Genomic DNA, 14,345 nt, shown 5'->3' on the forward strand with positions numbered 1-14,345 from the left:
GTGATCAATCCTCGATTTTCTGGAATTCCTCGGGCCGCTCCAGAACGGAATAGCCGCGGCGCATATTGGCAACGAAGACCACGATGGCGCGCAGCAGCATCAGGACGAATGCGGCAAAGACGCTGTAGAAAACGATGTTGCGCGGCAGCGCGATGGTCACCATCTCCTCCCCGGCGACGATCTGCACATAGCGCCACATCAGATGGCAGGCGTAGGCAAAGAAGCCGATACGGACGACATCGACGAAGCTGGCAAGGATCCTCGCCATCCGCTGCGGCATGTAGTGGTAGAATACGTCCACCTGGATGTGGCGCGAGGTGCGCACGCACATGACCGAACCAAGGAAGACGACGCCGATCAGGCAGTTGATGGCGATCTCTTCCGTCCAGGCATAGCTGTCGTTCAATACATAGCGCGTGAAGAACTGCAGAAAGACGCAGCCGGTCATGAGCCAGAAGACGATCAGGGTGATCCAGTCCTCCGGGGCATAATCCGAGGCTTTGGCGGTCGGAGCCGCGCCTTCGAACGTATGGGCAATCTCGTCTGGGGTGATCTGGGTGTGGACTTCTTGCGACATGGGGAACGTCCGTTTTCGCCGGAAGGGAGGATGCGGCGCTGAATGGCGCCGCATCCTTTGCGATTATTGGATAGCGCGGATGGCTTCCCAGTCGGTCTTTTCGTAGCCGAAATCCTCGAAGGCCACTTTCTCGGCAACTGCCTTTTCGAAGTCGGCCTTGTCGACTTCCGTCACGTTGAGCCCCTTCTCCTTGAAGGTGGCGATGAGGCCGTTTTCCCGTCCTTCGATTGTCTTCGTGGTGCGCTCTGCAGCTTCCCGCATCACGGTCTCGAAGATTGTCTTGTCCTCGTCGGAGAGGCTCGACCACAGGGTCTTGGAAACCACGGTGTTCAGATGATCGACAATATGGCCGGTCAGGATGATGTTCTTCTGAACTTCGTAGAACTTCTTCGCCTCAATCGTCGTCAGCGGATTTTCCTGTGCCTCGACCGTGCCGTTCTGAAGCGCAAGATAGACCTCGGCAAAGGCGATCGGCGTCGTGTTTGCGCCGCAGGCGCGCGGCATTGCGAGATAGGCTGGAACGTCGGGAACGCGGATTTTGAGACCCTGCATGTCGGCGCACTTGGCGATCGGCTTGTTCGAGGTCGTCTGGCGCGTGCCGTAATAGCTGACGGCAGCAATATGGTTGCCGGTCTTGTCTTCGTAGCCTTGGGCAAGGCGCTTGAAGACATCGCTCTTGGTGTAGGCGATCAGATGTGCCGGGCCGCGGAAGATATAGGGATAGTAGGTGACGCCGATCGGCTTGTAATCGCGGGCGGCAAAGCTCGAGCCGGAAATGATGATATCGACGGTGCCGAGCTTCAGTCCCTGGTTGATGTCCGCTTCCTTGCCGAGCTGTGAAGCGGGATAGACCTCGATCTTGTAGCGCCCGCCGGTGCGCTTGTTGATCTCCTCGGATGCCCAGACCGAATCCGTGTGGAAGGGTTCGGACGTTTCATAGACATGGGCCCATTTCAGGACCGTCTGTGCATGTGCGGCAATTGTCGTCGCCATGATGGCGGCTGCGGTGCAAACTATCGTAGCCAGTCTGATCTTCATCGCTCTTTCCTCCCGAGCTTGCGTTAGATCTTTGCATTCCTCCGGGCCGCAGCGCGGCCGCCTTCGTCTTCCCCGAAAAGCTCCTCCCCGAAGCTTTCGGAAAATCTCTTCTGCGATCTGTCGAGATGGGTCCGCATGGCCTGTTTGGCGGCTGCGGGGTCATTGGCGGCGATCGCATCTCTGATGGCGCGATGCTCCTCCATCGCGCGCGTCCAGGAATCAGGTCCCTCGAAATGGCTCGCCAGCTTCTCGAAATACGGCGTCATGCGCTGATCGTAGATTTCGCCGGTGAAGCGGATGAGCGCGGCATTTCCGACGATGCCGGCAATTGCCGTGTGGAAGGCGCGGTCGATTTCGAGCGCCGCATCGGTATCGTTCACAACGCTTGCCATCTGCTGCAGGTTCTCGTCGAGCACTGCAATGTGGCTGGCGGTTGCGCGCTGCGCAGCCTCCTCGGCGATCGCGCATTCGATGATGGAGCGGGCCTGCAGCAGCTCGAACGGCCCTTCGAACGGTTCGCGCTCCGGCTGAGCGGGCTGAACGGTGTGCTTGCGGGCGACATATATTCCCGAGCCCATGCGGATATGCACGAGCCCTTCCACTTCCAGCACGATCAATGCCTCGCGAATGGTCGGACGCGAGACCGCCAGCTTTTCGGCCAGTTCGCGCTCCGGCGGGAGGCGCTGGCCAACGGCCAGCTCGCCAGCCGCGATCATCGAACGAATTTGGTCAGCCACCTGCCTGTAAAGGCGGCGCGATTCAACAGCCGAAAACATCTAGCCTCCCCGGCGCGTTTCTCCTCAAACGCGCAATTGGCCAAGTGGCCTGACCAATTCATCCATTCGTAACATTGATCGTCTTATGCGTCAATCCGCCGCAAGGACGGGCTCTATGGACCGAACGGCGGTTGCAGAGCGTAACGTGCGGCAAGCGCCGCAAAGGATGCCGCTGTCGCAGGGTCGAGTTCGACACCATTTTTCTCGCGGTCTTCGGCGACTTTCCATTCGCGGTCGCCTGGCGCCATGACGTTCAAGTCATCGCGGGCCGGCGAATTGCGCAGCGTCTCCAGATAACGCGTCATGGCAGCGTCGAAGTGGTGTCTGTCCAGGAAAGCCTCAGGCTTCATCGCCAGCACGAAGGCACCCAGTCCGCGCGGTGTCGAGAAGTCCGGACCGGGCATTGGCGCGATGTCGAAGCTCAATTTCATGCCGGTCAGGACGGCGCTGAGGATTTCGGCCAATCCGGCCAACCCGGCCCCCTTGAAGCCGAATTCACCGCCAAGCGGCGCCAGCATATCGGCCTGCTCCGGGTCGGTGGTATCGTAGCCGTGGCTATCCGAAGCCGTACCGGCCGGCAAACTCTTGCCAAGGCTCCTGTAAAGCTGAACGCGATTATAAGGCACCGCGCTGGTGGCCATGTCGAAGAGCCAGGGATTGTCGTTGGGAACCGGCACCGCACAGGCGATCGGATTGGTGCCGTGAAAGCGCATCGCGCCGTCATGCAAGCGGACAAAACTGTCGGAATTGCAGAACGCAAGACCAATGAAGCCCCGCCGGGCCGCATGAAGCGCATAGGCGCCGGCCGGCCCGAAATGCGAGGAATTGCGGATGGCCACGGCGCCGATGCCATGGCGGTCCGCCAATTCGATCGCATGATCCATCGCCACGAAGGTAGCAAGCCCTCCATGGCCATTATCGGCGTCGAGCACACCGACCGCTCCGAATGCCGAAGCAAGCGCCACTTTCGGCTGCCGGTTGATGCGGCCCTTCATCAAGCCTTCGACATAGTGCGGCAAAAGCCGGACGCCGTGGCTGTCGATGCCGAGCCGCGTCCCATGCATCATCGCCCGCGTCGCTCCATCGCTGGTAGCCTCGTCAGCACCCGCTGCAATGAAGACGGCGCGGCAGAAGCGATCGATGGAAGCAAGCGTCGCCCTTACAGGCGAAGTCGGATGTTCAGTCGGCATCGGAAAATCACCTTTCACCAGCGCTCGCTGGCTGCCTTGGCGTCGTAACGGGCTCGGGCCGCCAGAATTTCAGCCTGGTTCGATTCCGTCCACCCCACCAGCGCGCGGATGGTTTCGTGCAGAGTGCAGCCGAGCGGCGACAGCGCATATTCAACGCGCGGCGGCACGACGGGATAGACCGTTCGCTCGATAATTCCGTCGCGTTCAAGGTTGCGCAAGGTGGTCGTCAGCATGCGCTGGCTGATGCCTTCGATGCTATTGCGTAATTGCGTGAAGCGGAGCGTGCGCTTTTCCAGAAGAGCGATCACCAGCAGCGACCATTTATCGGCGATCCGATCGAGGATCTGGCGCACCTCGCAGCCTTCGCGCACATCCCATTGCAGGACGTCGTAATCCGCCTCGCTGCTGCAAAGGTTACTCGGTGAGTTTAAAGTGCCTTCTTTCATGGGTCCGGAGCATGGCCTAATTGTTTGATGGTTACAAGAGGGAACTGACTGACGAAAAGTCACTCGCTCCCTTCATCGTCAACGAAGGACCAAGCCTATGTCCACGACCCTTTCTTCTTCCGAAGCCGGCGCCGCACCTATGACGCCGCGTGCCGCAGCGACGCTGATCGTCCTTTGCGGAGCCATCTTTCTTGAGGGCATCGATGTTGCCATGCTCAATATCGCGCTTCCGGCAATCCGGGCCGATCTTAATCTGACGACAACCACGCTGAGCGGCGTGGTGAGCGCCTATGTGCTGGGCTATGCCGGTTTCATGCTGCTCGGCGGCCGTGCTGCGGACATTTTCGGCAAACGCCGGGTCTTCCTTTTTGCACTTGCCGTCTTCATTGCATTCTCCGGACTCGGCGGCCTTGCGACGGAGGGCTGGATGCTCCTGTTGGCCCGCTTCGTCACAGGCGCCGCCTCGGCATTCATGACACCGGCCGGCCTGGCGCTCGTCGCGACGAATTTTCCGGAGGGTCCCCAGCGCAACCGCGCAGTGACCATCTACGCCTCCACGGCTTCCGCCGGTTTCTCGCTCGGGCTCGTCCTGGGCGGATTGCTTGCTGCAATCGACTGGCGCTGGGTGTTCTTTGCCCCGGTGATCCTGGCGCTCCTCATCTTTGCCGCCGCAATCAGGCTCATCGCCGACAAACAGTCTAGAACCACCAGGGAGCGCTTCGACATTCCAGGCGCCGTTACGCTCACAGCAGCGATGCTGCTTGTGGTTCATGGCGTGACCCGCCTCGAACATCCGGACCAGAACCTGGCATGGACGCTCGGCATCTTCGGCGTGAGCGCGGCCCTGTGGCTTGCCTTCTTCCTGATCGAGCGTCTGTCCGCCGCGCCGCTCGTGCGTTTCGGAATATTCCGCTCCGGCTCCCTCGTCCGGTCGAACCTCGGAGCGCTGCTGTTTGCCGGGTCGTTCTTCGGCTTCCAGTTTATCGCGACGCTCTATCTCCAGGAATTGCTTGGCTGGACGCCGATTGAGACCAGCATTGCGATGCTTGTGATCGGCATCGACGCGGTCGTCGCTCCCATCCTGACGCCCAGGCTTGTCGATCGCTTCGGAAACGACCGCGTTATCTTCGCAGGCTTCGTTCTTGCCGCCATCTCCTACGCATTGCTGTTGGGGATGGAGCTCGACTGGACATATGCCGCAATCTTCCCAAGCATGCTTTTGCTCGGACTGGCCTTCTCTATCGCCTATAGCCCGCTGACAATCGCCGCCACCGATGGCATTCATGAAGACGAACAGGGGCTGGCCGGCGGGCTGGTCAATACCGCCTTTCAGTTCGGCGCAGCCCTCGGCCTGTCGGGTGCAAGTGCCATCGGCGCCTATGTTCTTGGCGAAGCTACATCTGCCGAAGCCCGGCTGGTATCGCTTCAAACGGCGCTGATCGTCCCGGTCGCAGCCGCCGTGGCTGGCGCGCTGATCACTGCCATGGGCATCAGGCGCTGCCGCGATCTGCCCTGCGATCAGGTCATGCCATCCTGAACCCAAGAGATGGCCGCGGCTCCAGTCGCGGCCATCAATCGCATCGGACATCCGCTAAAAGCAGATAGTCCTCCGAGCCATAGGCAACATCGCTTTGGTCGAAGCAAAATCTCTTCGGAAGGATGCGGATCGCATATCGGCGATTGCAGGTACCGGGAAAGTCCAGCCGGTATTCCCGGCGTTCCATTGAACTCGACGCCTCGGAATATTGTGCGTGTCCGAAATAGGAGGCGTTCTGCATCAGCCGTGCCGAACCGGACAACCCGACCTTCGGGCGAAGCGCCCGGAAATCGTTGCCCATAGCTTCATCCAAACTTGGATAGTCCTTCGCATGCGGTTCCTCGCCTGCCGCAGGAATGAGGCTCTCCCTGACGGCCATGTTGAATCGCACGTCGTCTCTGCCGGGGACTTCGCCGTAGCTGTTGAGGTACTTCCAGCTCACACGAATACGCCGCTCCGCGGGCGCGTCGGGGTCCGGCGGCAAAACGGTGACGGCGAGGTCGCCCGGAGCCGATCCGTCACCGCCCGCCCCTTTTCCCGGAGCGGGACAGGGCGTGTAGAGCGGGCGGTAGCCGCATTCCGGCCCGCCACCGCCCCATAGGCAATCGCTGAGCTCGCGCCACGCGTCAAGGCTGATCTGCGATGAGTGCCCGGATACATCGTTACCGTTTGCCGGAACCATCCAGGGGTGAATTCTGCCGCCGCCGGAGCGCCGTGCCCATTCCGTCCGGTGCATATCCACCTGCCGGAAGTTTTCCTTCTCGGCGCGAAGCTCCAGAAGCTGTGCCCAGCTGGGATTGGAAATGAACGGCTCACGCCCAACCGCGTCAGGCGCGAGACGCTGCCCGGTCGTCTGCGTCGTCAGCGTGTGGCACTCCGTGCAGTCGCCGTTCGGATCTCGTACCGTGCTCGCGTTCTTCAGTTCGGCCGCGTAGGTGCTGGTATAGCCGGACCCGATGACGCGAAAGGGCGTCCTCTCATCACGGGGGAGTCTCGGGAGATAGGCGCCGAGGCTGAAGGCCCGGGCTCTCGGATCATTTCTGCCGTCCGGATAGCCAATTCTTGCCTGTCCGATATGCGGATTGATGACGTAGGGATTCTTGTTGTCGTGGCATGCCGAACATTGAATTTGAAACGTCTGATCGTAAAGCGCTTCTGCCGCCGCCCGCCCGGCTGTGTCGGAATATGACCGACCGCCCGGCGGGACGAACGGCTTCGACCAGTCGAACACCTCCTGGTCCTTGCGGCCGTCGAAGAACACGATCTCGCCGGTGCCCCTGTTGAACCCGATCGAGCCGAAGCGCGAGAATTTCGGATTTGACCGCTGCCAATAAGGATCGGGCTCAAGCTCCAGGCTGGCATTGGACTTGCGGCACAGGAAGAGCCATTCCACATTGCCTTTCACGACGCGGTTCAGACGCGAGTTCAGGCCGCAATAAGTGACGTTGCCGGCAAGCGACGGCTTATCGCATTTTGGAATGCTTGCCGTCCACTTGACCACGGCGCCGTCCGCATCCCGGTGTTCGAATTCCAGCGGATTGCCCGCCTTGTCGGGGTTTGGTTGCAGGTCGACGATATTGCCGTCGACTTCGAGCGGGATCGTTTTCGCACCCCCGCCGCCGCAATCTGCGTCCGGGATCGGCCCGAAAACCGCACGGGCCTCGTCACCGAACCGGGTCGTGATGTTGGTGCTGGCAGATGCCGGCTCCCAGAGGAAGGCGCCGTTCCACCGATCAACGGTTTCGGCGAACTTTTCGTCGGCCGACTCTGGATTGAAAACGTCATCCGCCTTCGGCCGATCCAGGGCATTAGCCGGGGCAAGCGCTGCAGCCCCGATCATGAATGCGAAGCCGATACCCTTCACACCCATTTCCGCACTCCTCCGGCACAGATGCTTCGCCCGGTTGGCCGGCGCCCGAACACGCGAAATCTCGAACCGTCAGAAACCTGACCTTCACCGCGCCCGCGTCATAACCTTCGGCTCGTCAGTAATCAGCGTCAGCATTTTGAACTTCCAGGCACCGTTCTCCTTGAAGAAAACCGCCCTTAAAACCGCAGCATAGTCGAGCGTGGGCACTTCGTTGTCAGCCCGCTGGATGACTGCCAGCATGGCAGACTTTGCTTCGACCGTCCCCGGGGCATTCGGATCGACAATGTTCAGGAGCGTATTGCTTTCAAAGTGGCGGATACGCGATTGCGCATCATTGAGATCGAGAAAAAGGCCTTTGAAATAGTGCTCCAATTGCTCAGGATCGTCACTCTTCTCGCGTTTGAGCCCTCCGCCTCCGCTACAGACCTGATATTCCGCATCGCGCGTAAACATCTCGGCAATGGCGGATGCATTCTTTTCGTCCAGCGCCCAGTAGTAGCGGTGGATCAGATCCATAATCGCTTGCCGTTCGGCCGGTTCGGGATTCGTAATCGGGTATTTCCAGTTCTTGGCGGTGGGATCGTCACATACTGGGTCCACTGCCAACGCCGGTCGATCGGATATCAGCCAGATCGCCGCAGCGGCCGCCAGCATGAATGCAGCAGGTATATTTGTCGCCCATTTCTCTTTTCGAAGAATAGCCACGTTTCCCTCCTGTTGATCGCGCCTCGATTGAAGATCGGCAGATGCCTTGGGCACCGGACTTTGCGAGATTATTGCCGAACGGCTTTTCTCTCCGGATCAGCATAGTCGTTCGACTGAAATCGAAGCCGCCGCAGTCCGATGCACTGTTTGATGAAGTCCCCAACTAACGGTAGAATACATTATATTGAAATAGTAAGAAAGAAATTGCTAAATTTAGAAGAGTTACATGTTCCGCTTTACTCAGTGCTCCATGTAACATGAATCGGACGCCGCGGGACGACGACACCGGCGGCGTGATTGCGATTGACCTCAGCAGATCACCGTGAATGCCGAAGAACGGATTTCTCGCAGGGAATACGATGGACGAGGTTTCAAAATGGTTGAACACGCTCGGCCTTAGTCGGCTTGGGGAAGCTTTTGCGCAGGCGCAGATCGATTTCGACACGCTTCGTCTCTTGTCCGACGATGACCTCAAAGAGCTTGGAATCCCTCTCGGTCCGCGCCGAAAAATCCTCTCCGCCATCGCACAGCTGGACGATGCCCACGAACCGCGTCAGCGGCCGATGGTGCCCGTGGAACGAAGGCCGCTGACCATCCTGTTCTGCGACATGGTCGGCTCGACAGAATATGCCGCGCGCCTCGATCCCGAAGACTTCAGCAAGCTGACTCAAACCTATCTCAACCGATGCGCCGCACTCGTGGATGCGCACGGCGGGTTCACCGCCAACTATATCGGCGACGCGCTGCAGGCATTGTTCGGTTATCCGACAGCGGAAGAAGATGACGCGGAACGCGCGATCAGGCTCGGCTTCAGCCTCATACAGGCGATGCCGCAGATTGAAACGCCTGACGGATCCCGGTTGCAGATCCGCATCGGGATCGCAAGCGGGCTTGTGGTTGTCGGCGATTTCGCTGGAGCGCCCGCCGGCGTGTCGACTGTCGCCTTCGGACCTGTGCCAAACCTCGCCCAGCGGCTGGAGACATTGGCCGCCCCTCAGACAATTCTTGCCGACCAGAAGACCCGCGACGCCGCCAACGGAGCCTTCGATTTTGTCGATCTTGGTGCGAAGTCGTTGAAGGGGTTCGGCGATCCGGTGCGAATCTGGCGTGTCGACAAGGCGCGAACGCTGGAAAACCGGTTCGCAAAAAGAACCCACTTGACGAAGCTTGTCGGCAGGCGCGCCGAACTCGACCGCCTGCGTGAACTTGCAGATGGGATCGTGGCTGAAAAGGGCGGACGGGCGATCCTGATCTCGGGCGAAGCGGGCATCGGCAAATCGCGGCTGATTTTCGAGGCGCGCTCACGCGCTCCGCACTTTACAGCTTTGACGCTTCAATGTGCGCCTGCCTATTCCAACAGCGCCTTGTATCCGTTTCTGGATCTGCTGAAGCGTCATGCGGGGATCAACGATGCCGCGCCGGCAAAGGCGAATGCGGAACTGTTGGAGACGATCCTTGCCTCCAGCGATATTCCGCTTTCCCAAACGCTGCCCGTGTTTTCGCGACTGCTGGCAATCGAGCAAACGGACTATTCCTTGCCGGACCTGACATCGAAAGAGCAGCAGACGATCGTGCGCCGCTTTTTCGTCGAATGGCTGCAGGGCATGTCGCAGGCCAACCCGCTGTGGCTGACGATCGAGGACGAACAATGGATCGACCCCTCCTCCGGCGACGTGCTGAAAACGCTGATCGATGAAGTGCGGTTCGCGCCCATGCTGGTCGTCGTCACCTCGCGTGAGGCAACGCTGCAGGCGCCTGTGAAAAATCCATCGCTGCACGGGCTCCGGCTAAAGCGGCTGACCCGCTTCGAAGCCCAGACGCTTTGCCGCGTGCTGGCAGCCGGCAGCGCTATGACCGATGACGCCAACGATTTCGTTCTCGCCAGGGCCGAAGGAGTGCCGCTCTACGTCGAGGAACTGTGCCGCGCGGTCGCCGACGGCCATGCTGCCAGCATATTGAAGGAAGGACCGGATACGGCGGCGGGCATACCGGTGACGTTGCAGTCTTTCCTGCTCTCGCGCCTCGACAAGCTGGGGAACGGCAAGATGATCGCGCAAATGGCGGCGGTCATCGGCAGAGTGTTCAACATCGGGCTGCTTGCGCATCTTTCCGGTCTGTCCGAAGAGGCTCTCGTTTCGATCCTGGATCGCCTGATCCAAGCCGGACTGATCGCGCCGCAACCGGCGATCAACTGGCCGAGCTACAGTTTTACCCATGCCCTCCTGCAAGAGGCGGCCCAGGCAACCCTCCTACGCGAGCGCCGCCGACAATTGCACCATCTTGTCGCCGAAGGGATCGAAAAGCTCTATCCAAGACAGGCGGCCGAGCATCCGGAAGTCCTTGCGCAACATCTCGCTGCGGCCGGGCTCTACCAACGGGCAGCCGATTGCTGGCTCACCGCTGGCCTCAAGACGGGCGCCACCTGGGCGAAGGTCGAGGCCGCCAATATGTTCGCAAACGGGCTGGAGTGCCTTCAAAAATTGCCGCCATCGCGGGAACGCGACCGGAAATGCCTCAAGCTCGAGCTCGAACGCGGCGATGTGCTTTATGCCACGTTCGGCCACGTCACGCCCGAAGGGAGCGCGGCCTATCGCAATGTCATGTCTTTGAGCGAAAGTCTCGGCGATCCGGAAGCGGGTATCCGCGCCCTGGACGGGCTGTTTGGTACCGCCTTGAATTCAGCGCGGTTCGCCGATGCGGAATGGGCAAGCGACCAGCTGCTCGATATGGGGCGTCAGCAACAGAATTTGAAAGCCCTCGTCCTCGGCATGCAATTCAAGGGCATGTGCCTCTTTTCGCAGGGCAAGCTCGAAGAGGCCCGGCAATATCTGGAGGAGGCTCTCGATTATCGCGCGAAGGCCGATGAGGTCGGCAGCGATTTTCCGAACATGACGATGATCTATCTGTCATGGACACTGCATCTGCTTGGACATCACGAGCGCGCCATCATGCTTTATCACGAGGCCGAGCAGGGCGCGCGCCAGCAATCCGATTACCAGTTGGCGGGCTGGCTTGGAAACGGCTGCGTTCTGATGGCTCTGCGCAAGGACGTGGCCGCCTTGCAGGCAATGGTGGACGAGTTGGGCCCGCTGGCCAAGGCGAACGGCTTTCAGCTATGGGCGAACCTGGCATCATTCTTTCAGGGCTGGGCGATGGTTCATGCGCATCACGACGGCCGGGGCTTGCAGCAGATGCGCGGCACCTGCGACAACCTCGGCGAACAGCAGATAGACAAGCCCTGCTATCTCGGCCTGCTGGCAGAAGCGAACCTCGCGCTTGGCGAATTCGAAGGTGCCGTCCGCGTCATCGATGAGGCGCTGGCGCTGACCAAGAAGACAGGTGAGCATTACTTTACAGCGGAACTGCTCCGCCTCGGAGGCGTGGCCGGCCTGTACCTTAATGGCGATGCTCACTCCGCCGAGCGCGCGTTCCGCAAGTCGGCCGCCTTCGCTCAAAAACAGGGCGCAAAGACCTGGGAACTGAAGGCCACGCAAAGCCTTGCCGAGCTCCACCGCTCGACGGGCCGCAAAACGAGAGTGGAACGGCGCCTCGACGCCATTACCGGATGGTTCGAAGGGCAGAATAAAACGGCAAGGATGTAATCCCTCGGCCACAACGTGGTGGCTATCTGTTGCGGCAGATGGGTTACATTCTGCGGGCCAACCGCAAGGCCTGCGAGGGAATAAACCATCCCGCCCGCGATGCGCAGTTTGGCTACATCAACGATCGGGTGAAAGAGGCGCTGGCGGTAGCTGAGCCGGCGATCTCGGTCGACACCAGAAGAAGGAACTGGTCGGAGACATCAAGAATGGCGGCCCAAAAGGCCGATATCGACATAGAGCTGAGGCGTGTGGGCCGCATAGGTCGTAAAGACCCGGTTGAGCGCCGGATCCTGGTTGGCCGCGAACACAAGGCCGAGGGCGCTGCGCGATTTCGGCGGCACTGCCGCCCGCTGAGACTCAGAAGCTGGTATTCGAAGCTGCTGCCCATGCCGAGGCCGATGATCGGCGGCAGATTGGAGACGATGACATTGGCTTCCCGGATGGCTTGAAGTTCATCGCTGAGTTTCGCGGAACTGTGTAGCGATGATCTCGCAATCGGTCGGAAGGCTGACTTCATCACTCACAATTTTTCGGCCTCGAATCCTGGATAGACGAATGCGCCTTCAATGGTCCTGCAATCGCTTTCAGATACTCCCGCTAATCGGGCAATATCGTACCATGTCGTCCGAACGATTTTTGTCATGTCTTTTACAATCTTAACGGCCTCCTCCTTATCTAAGAGGAAACGATGGCACTGAGAGAGAAAATTGCTTGCGCGAGCTATCCTACCTTGATCTCCACAAATGAGCGCCAAGTCTCTTTGTTCAACACTTATTGGCGTCGAGGGAGTCAGGTCATAGGCGGGCGACAACTTCCAGCTCCGGTTCTTTGCAATAGCTGCGTGATTTCGGGGATGGTCGTCGGTGTTCGAGATAAGTGCATTGAAGCACATGCGTTTGAATAACTCTTGTGCCTGACGTTGCGGTTCTGCGCACACACGACGTAATTCTTCCGCAAGTAAAATGTATGACCATAGATCACGAGAACGGTGGCTGTCCTCGGCACGGAGCAACGTCAATCCGCTCACCATCCTCGTTCTGTAATAGCCGTCTTCGGATTTTTCTCGATCAAACCGTTTCACCAAAAGGACATCCCGCCCGGCGACTGACGTAATGCGACTATCAGCCGTCACCAGACCGCATTCACGGCCGAGTCGTAGCATCGCATGCTCCACTCGCGCTTGATTCCAACGATCATCGGTACGGTTAAATTTGGCGAGCCATAGGCCGCTCTCGTCTTCTACGACTGCTTTCGGTCGTGCACCGCCCATGGACGTGCCGAGCAATAGGATTTTCTCGATCTGCTCTCGTTCGGCAGCTTCGTCGACATCCTCGTCGCGCACTATTGCGTCCGCGATTTCTTGTAGTCGTGCAAGGTCAATGGTCTTATTGAAATGGCGCCTCGGAGCAGGTGGCTCGACATTCAATCCGAAACCTAATGCGCCCGCGCGGTCGTCAGGGGAATGGAGTAGATAGTCCAGTTCGCCCAGAGGCGCTTTGCCAACGTATTTCTCGATCAGTCTACGCCCCCAGTGGTCTGGTCCTGCGTCGCGTAATGAACCAAACATACCACCCATTGCCGCTGTTTCATAAGTTCGAGCGGCAATTTGTAGTTCAGCAGGGTCAATCTCAACGGCTTCCGGGTTTTCCCGATAGCTCCGACCGTAGACAAACTGCCCCACGTTTGTGCCTCGCCGATCCTGTTTTAGCGAAAAGCGGCCAGCGGTTACCGGCTTGGTCTTTTCTGGAAGGGTTATATAAACAAAGCAATCCGAAGGACCGTCTTTAGAAATTGTCATCCAATGTTCTTTCCTGTCGTGCCCGCTGAGGTGTCCGTGCCCTTTCGAGAGCTTTCCCTTCCTGATCTGTTTCGGGATCGGCAACTTGCGTGAGTTGTTCCGTAAGGCCATATGCCCAAAGCAGCGCGATATATACGGCAATGCTGGTTGAAGGCTTACCCTTCTCGGCGTCTGAAACCACGCGCCTGACGACACCGATCTTTTCAGCGACCTCCTGAAGCGTAAGATTTCTACGAAGGCGAGCTGTCTTGAGGTTTGCCCCAAGGACGTTCAGTGAGCGCTCTACAGCGTAAGGGGGCGCCAAAAGTAATGCGCTTTTTGCCACCATGATACCTTGAAAGCTCCTTATCTGTCGTAAAGTAACCTCAAGAGAACATTGCAGCATGTACTCAATTTGTCAACCCGATGTCACCTCAAGGTGTCATAAATTGAGATAGCGAGCCTTCAAGGTAACATTCTTCGATCAGTACATCGAACAACGGAAGAAGGAGCGGTCCTTGTGGTAATGCCGGAGTTTAACGGCAGTCGCGGCACCGGTTTTATAGCGCTCGCGTGTTCGAGCCCTTACGGATTGCGTATGATCGGTGGTCGCCTTTGACGCAGTTATCCTACTTCTTCCGGGAGATGTGTTCTGGCTTTCCTTTGGTCTTGGTCGCGGCAAACTCCTCGAGCTGTTTCTCGCTCATGGATTCAACCATCTGCTTGGAGGCCCCCTTAAGCTCGCTTTTCGGTATTCCGCCTCGCTTTGCGGAGAGGGCTGCTCCAGCCGCCTTCTGCTGTGCTTTGGATTTTGCTGGCATGTCGGT

13 protein-coding genes and 1 pseudogene are annotated in these 14,345 nt (G+C 59.0%); 3 read left to right on the forward strand and 11 right to left on the reverse strand.

Annotation, left to right across the window (positions count from 1 at the left end; translation table 11 throughout):
* Window positions 1–4: 4 nt before the first annotated feature.
* The 5 genes from ISN39_RS13595 to ISN39_RS13615 form a co-directional block, all read right to left on the reverse strand.
* Window positions 5–577 (reverse strand): TRAP transporter small permease, encoded by a 573-nt coding sequence (locus ISN39_RS13595; RefSeq protein ID WP_194727852.1) that lies wholly within the window; start codon window positions 575–577, stop codon window positions 5–7.
* Between the two features lie 63 nt (window positions 578–640).
* Window positions 641–1,615, reverse strand: coding sequence for a sialic acid TRAP transporter substrate-binding protein SiaP (locus tag ISN39_RS13600; protein WP_194727853.1), 975 nt, complete (start codon window positions 1,613–1,615; stop codon window positions 641–643).
* Between the two features lie 23 nt (window positions 1,616–1,638).
* A complete protein-coding gene (locus ISN39_RS13605; RefSeq protein ID WP_194727854.1) occupies window positions 1,639–2,391 on the reverse strand; it encodes a FadR/GntR family transcriptional regulator in 753 nt (250 codons plus the stop codon).
* Window positions 2,392–2,504: 113 nt separating this feature from the next.
* On the reverse strand, window positions 2,505–3,581 hold the full coding sequence (locus tag ISN39_RS13610) for an Ldh family oxidoreductase (protein ID WP_194727855.1): 1,077 nt from the start codon (window positions 3,579–3,581) through the stop codon (window positions 2,505–2,507).
* Window positions 3,582–3,595: 14 nt separating this feature from the next.
* Window positions 3,596–4,027: a helix-turn-helix domain-containing protein gene (locus ISN39_RS13615; RefSeq protein WP_039845766.1), complete on the reverse strand. Its 432-nt coding sequence runs from the start codon at window positions 4,025–4,027 to the stop codon at window positions 3,596–3,598.
* A gap of 97 nt (window positions 4,028–4,124) precedes the next feature.
* Here ISN39_RS13615 and ISN39_RS13620 point away from each other — a divergent pair, with 97 nt between their 5' ends.
* The gene (locus tag ISN39_RS13620) at window positions 4,125–5,564 is read left to right on the forward strand and encodes an MFS transporter (RefSeq protein ID WP_194727856.1); all 1,440 of its coding nucleotides are present in this window, start codon (window positions 4,125–4,127) and stop codon (window positions 5,562–5,564) included.
* 34 nt (window positions 5,565–5,598) lie between these two features.
* Here ISN39_RS13620 and ISN39_RS13625 read toward each other — a convergent pair whose 3' ends face one another.
* Both ISN39_RS13625 and ISN39_RS13630 read right to left on the reverse strand, forming a co-directional pair.
* Window positions 5,599–7,434, reverse strand: a complete 1,836-nt coding sequence (locus ISN39_RS13625) for a hypothetical protein (RefSeq protein WP_194727857.1) — start codon at window positions 7,432–7,434, stop codon at window positions 5,599–5,601.
* An 84-nt stretch (window positions 7,435–7,518) separates the two neighbouring features.
* A complete protein-coding gene (locus ISN39_RS13630) occupies window positions 7,519–8,139 on the reverse strand; it encodes a nuclear transport factor 2 family protein (RefSeq protein WP_194727858.1) in 621 nt (206 codons plus the stop codon).
* 359 nt (window positions 8,140–8,498) lie between these two features.
* Between ISN39_RS13630 and ISN39_RS13635 the strand changes: the two genes are divergently transcribed.
* Both ISN39_RS13635 and ISN39_RS36320 read left to right on the forward strand, forming a co-directional pair.
* Window positions 8,499–11,741, forward strand: coding sequence for an adenylate/guanylate cyclase domain-containing protein (locus tag ISN39_RS13635; RefSeq protein WP_194730191.1), 3,243 nt, complete (start codon window positions 8,499–8,501; stop codon window positions 11,739–11,741).
* 26 nt (window positions 11,742–11,767) lie between these two features.
* Window positions 11,768–11,955, forward strand: a pseudogene (locus ISN39_RS36320) (ISAzo13 family transposase); the annotation flags it as partial.
* On the opposite strand, the gene ISN39_RS36325 reads toward ISN39_RS36320, so the two are convergent.
* The 4 genes from ISN39_RS36325 to ISN39_RS13655 all read right to left on the reverse strand — a co-directional run bounded on the left by ISN39_RS36325 (window position 11,942) and on the right by ISN39_RS13655 (window position 14,339).
* Window positions 11,942–12,082 (reverse strand): hypothetical protein, encoded by a 141-nt coding sequence (locus ISN39_RS36325; protein WP_246763205.1) that lies wholly within the window; start codon window positions 12,080–12,082, stop codon window positions 11,942–11,944. The pseudogene ISN39_RS36320 and the gene ISN39_RS36325 overlap by 14 nt on opposite strands.
* A 179-nt stretch (window positions 12,083–12,261) precedes the next feature.
* Entirely contained in the window at window positions 12,262–13,539 is a 1,278-nt protein-coding gene (locus ISN39_RS13645) for a HipA domain-containing protein (protein WP_194727860.1), read from the reverse strand.
* Window positions 13,526–13,867, reverse strand: a complete 342-nt coding sequence (locus ISN39_RS13650; RefSeq protein WP_194727861.1) for a helix-turn-helix transcriptional regulator — start codon at window positions 13,865–13,867, stop codon at window positions 13,526–13,528. Before ISN39_RS13650 ends, ISN39_RS13645 begins: the two co-directional genes overlap by 14 nt.
* Before the next feature lie 280 nt (window positions 13,868–14,147).
* Window positions 14,148–14,339, reverse strand: a complete 192-nt coding sequence (locus ISN39_RS13655; RefSeq protein WP_194727862.1) for a DUF3008 family protein — start codon at window positions 14,337–14,339, stop codon at window positions 14,148–14,150.
* Between the last annotated feature and the right edge of the window lie 6 nt (window positions 14,340–14,345).

It is taken from the genome of Rhizobium sp. 007 (assembly GCF_015353075.1).
Taxonomy (GTDB): Bacteria; Pseudomonadota; Alphaproteobacteria; order Rhizobiales; family Rhizobiaceae; genus Rhizobium.

Bases quoted from the DNA above. Each gene is read 5' to 3' on its own strand.
- ISN39_RS13595 (WP_194727852.1), bottom strand. From the start codon at position 577: ATGTCGCAAGAAGTCCACACCCAGATCACCCCAGACGAGATTGCCCAT.
- ISN39_RS13600 (WP_194727853.1), bottom strand. From the start codon at position 1,615: ATGAAGATCAGACTGGCTACGATAGTTTGCACCGCAGCCGCCATCATG.
- ISN39_RS13605 (WP_194727854.1), bottom strand. From the start codon at position 2,391: ATGTTTTCGGCTGTTGAATCGCGCCGCCTTTACAGGCAGGTGGCTGAC.
- ISN39_RS13610 (WP_194727855.1), bottom strand. From the start codon at position 3,581: ATGCCGACTGAACATCCGACTTCGCCTGTAAGGGCGACGCTTGCTTCC.
- ISN39_RS13615 (WP_039845766.1), bottom strand. From the start codon at position 4,027: ATGAAAGAAGGCACTTTAAACTCACCGAGTAACCTTTGCAGCAGCGAG.
- ISN39_RS13620 (WP_194727856.1), top strand. From the start codon at position 4,125: ATGTCCACGACCCTTTCTTCTTCCGAAGCCGGCGCCGCACCTATGACG.
- ISN39_RS13625 (WP_194727857.1), bottom strand. From the start codon at position 7,434: ATGGGTGTGAAGGGTATCGGCTTCGCATTCATGATCGGGGCTGCAGCG.
- ISN39_RS13635 (WP_194730191.1), top strand. From the start codon at position 8,499: ATGGACGAGGTTTCAAAATGGTTGAACACGCTCGGCCTTAGTCGGCTT.
- ISN39_RS13645 (WP_194727860.1), bottom strand. From the start codon at position 13,539: ATGACAATTTCTAAAGACGGTCCTTCGGATTGCTTTGTTTATATAACC.
- ISN39_RS13650 (WP_194727861.1), bottom strand. From the start codon at position 13,867: ATGGTGGCAAAAAGCGCATTACTTTTGGCGCCCCCTTACGCTGTAGAG.
- ISN39_RS13655 (WP_194727862.1), bottom strand. From the start codon at position 14,339: ATGCCAGCAAAATCCAAAGCACAGCAGAAGGCGGCTGGAGCAGCCCTC.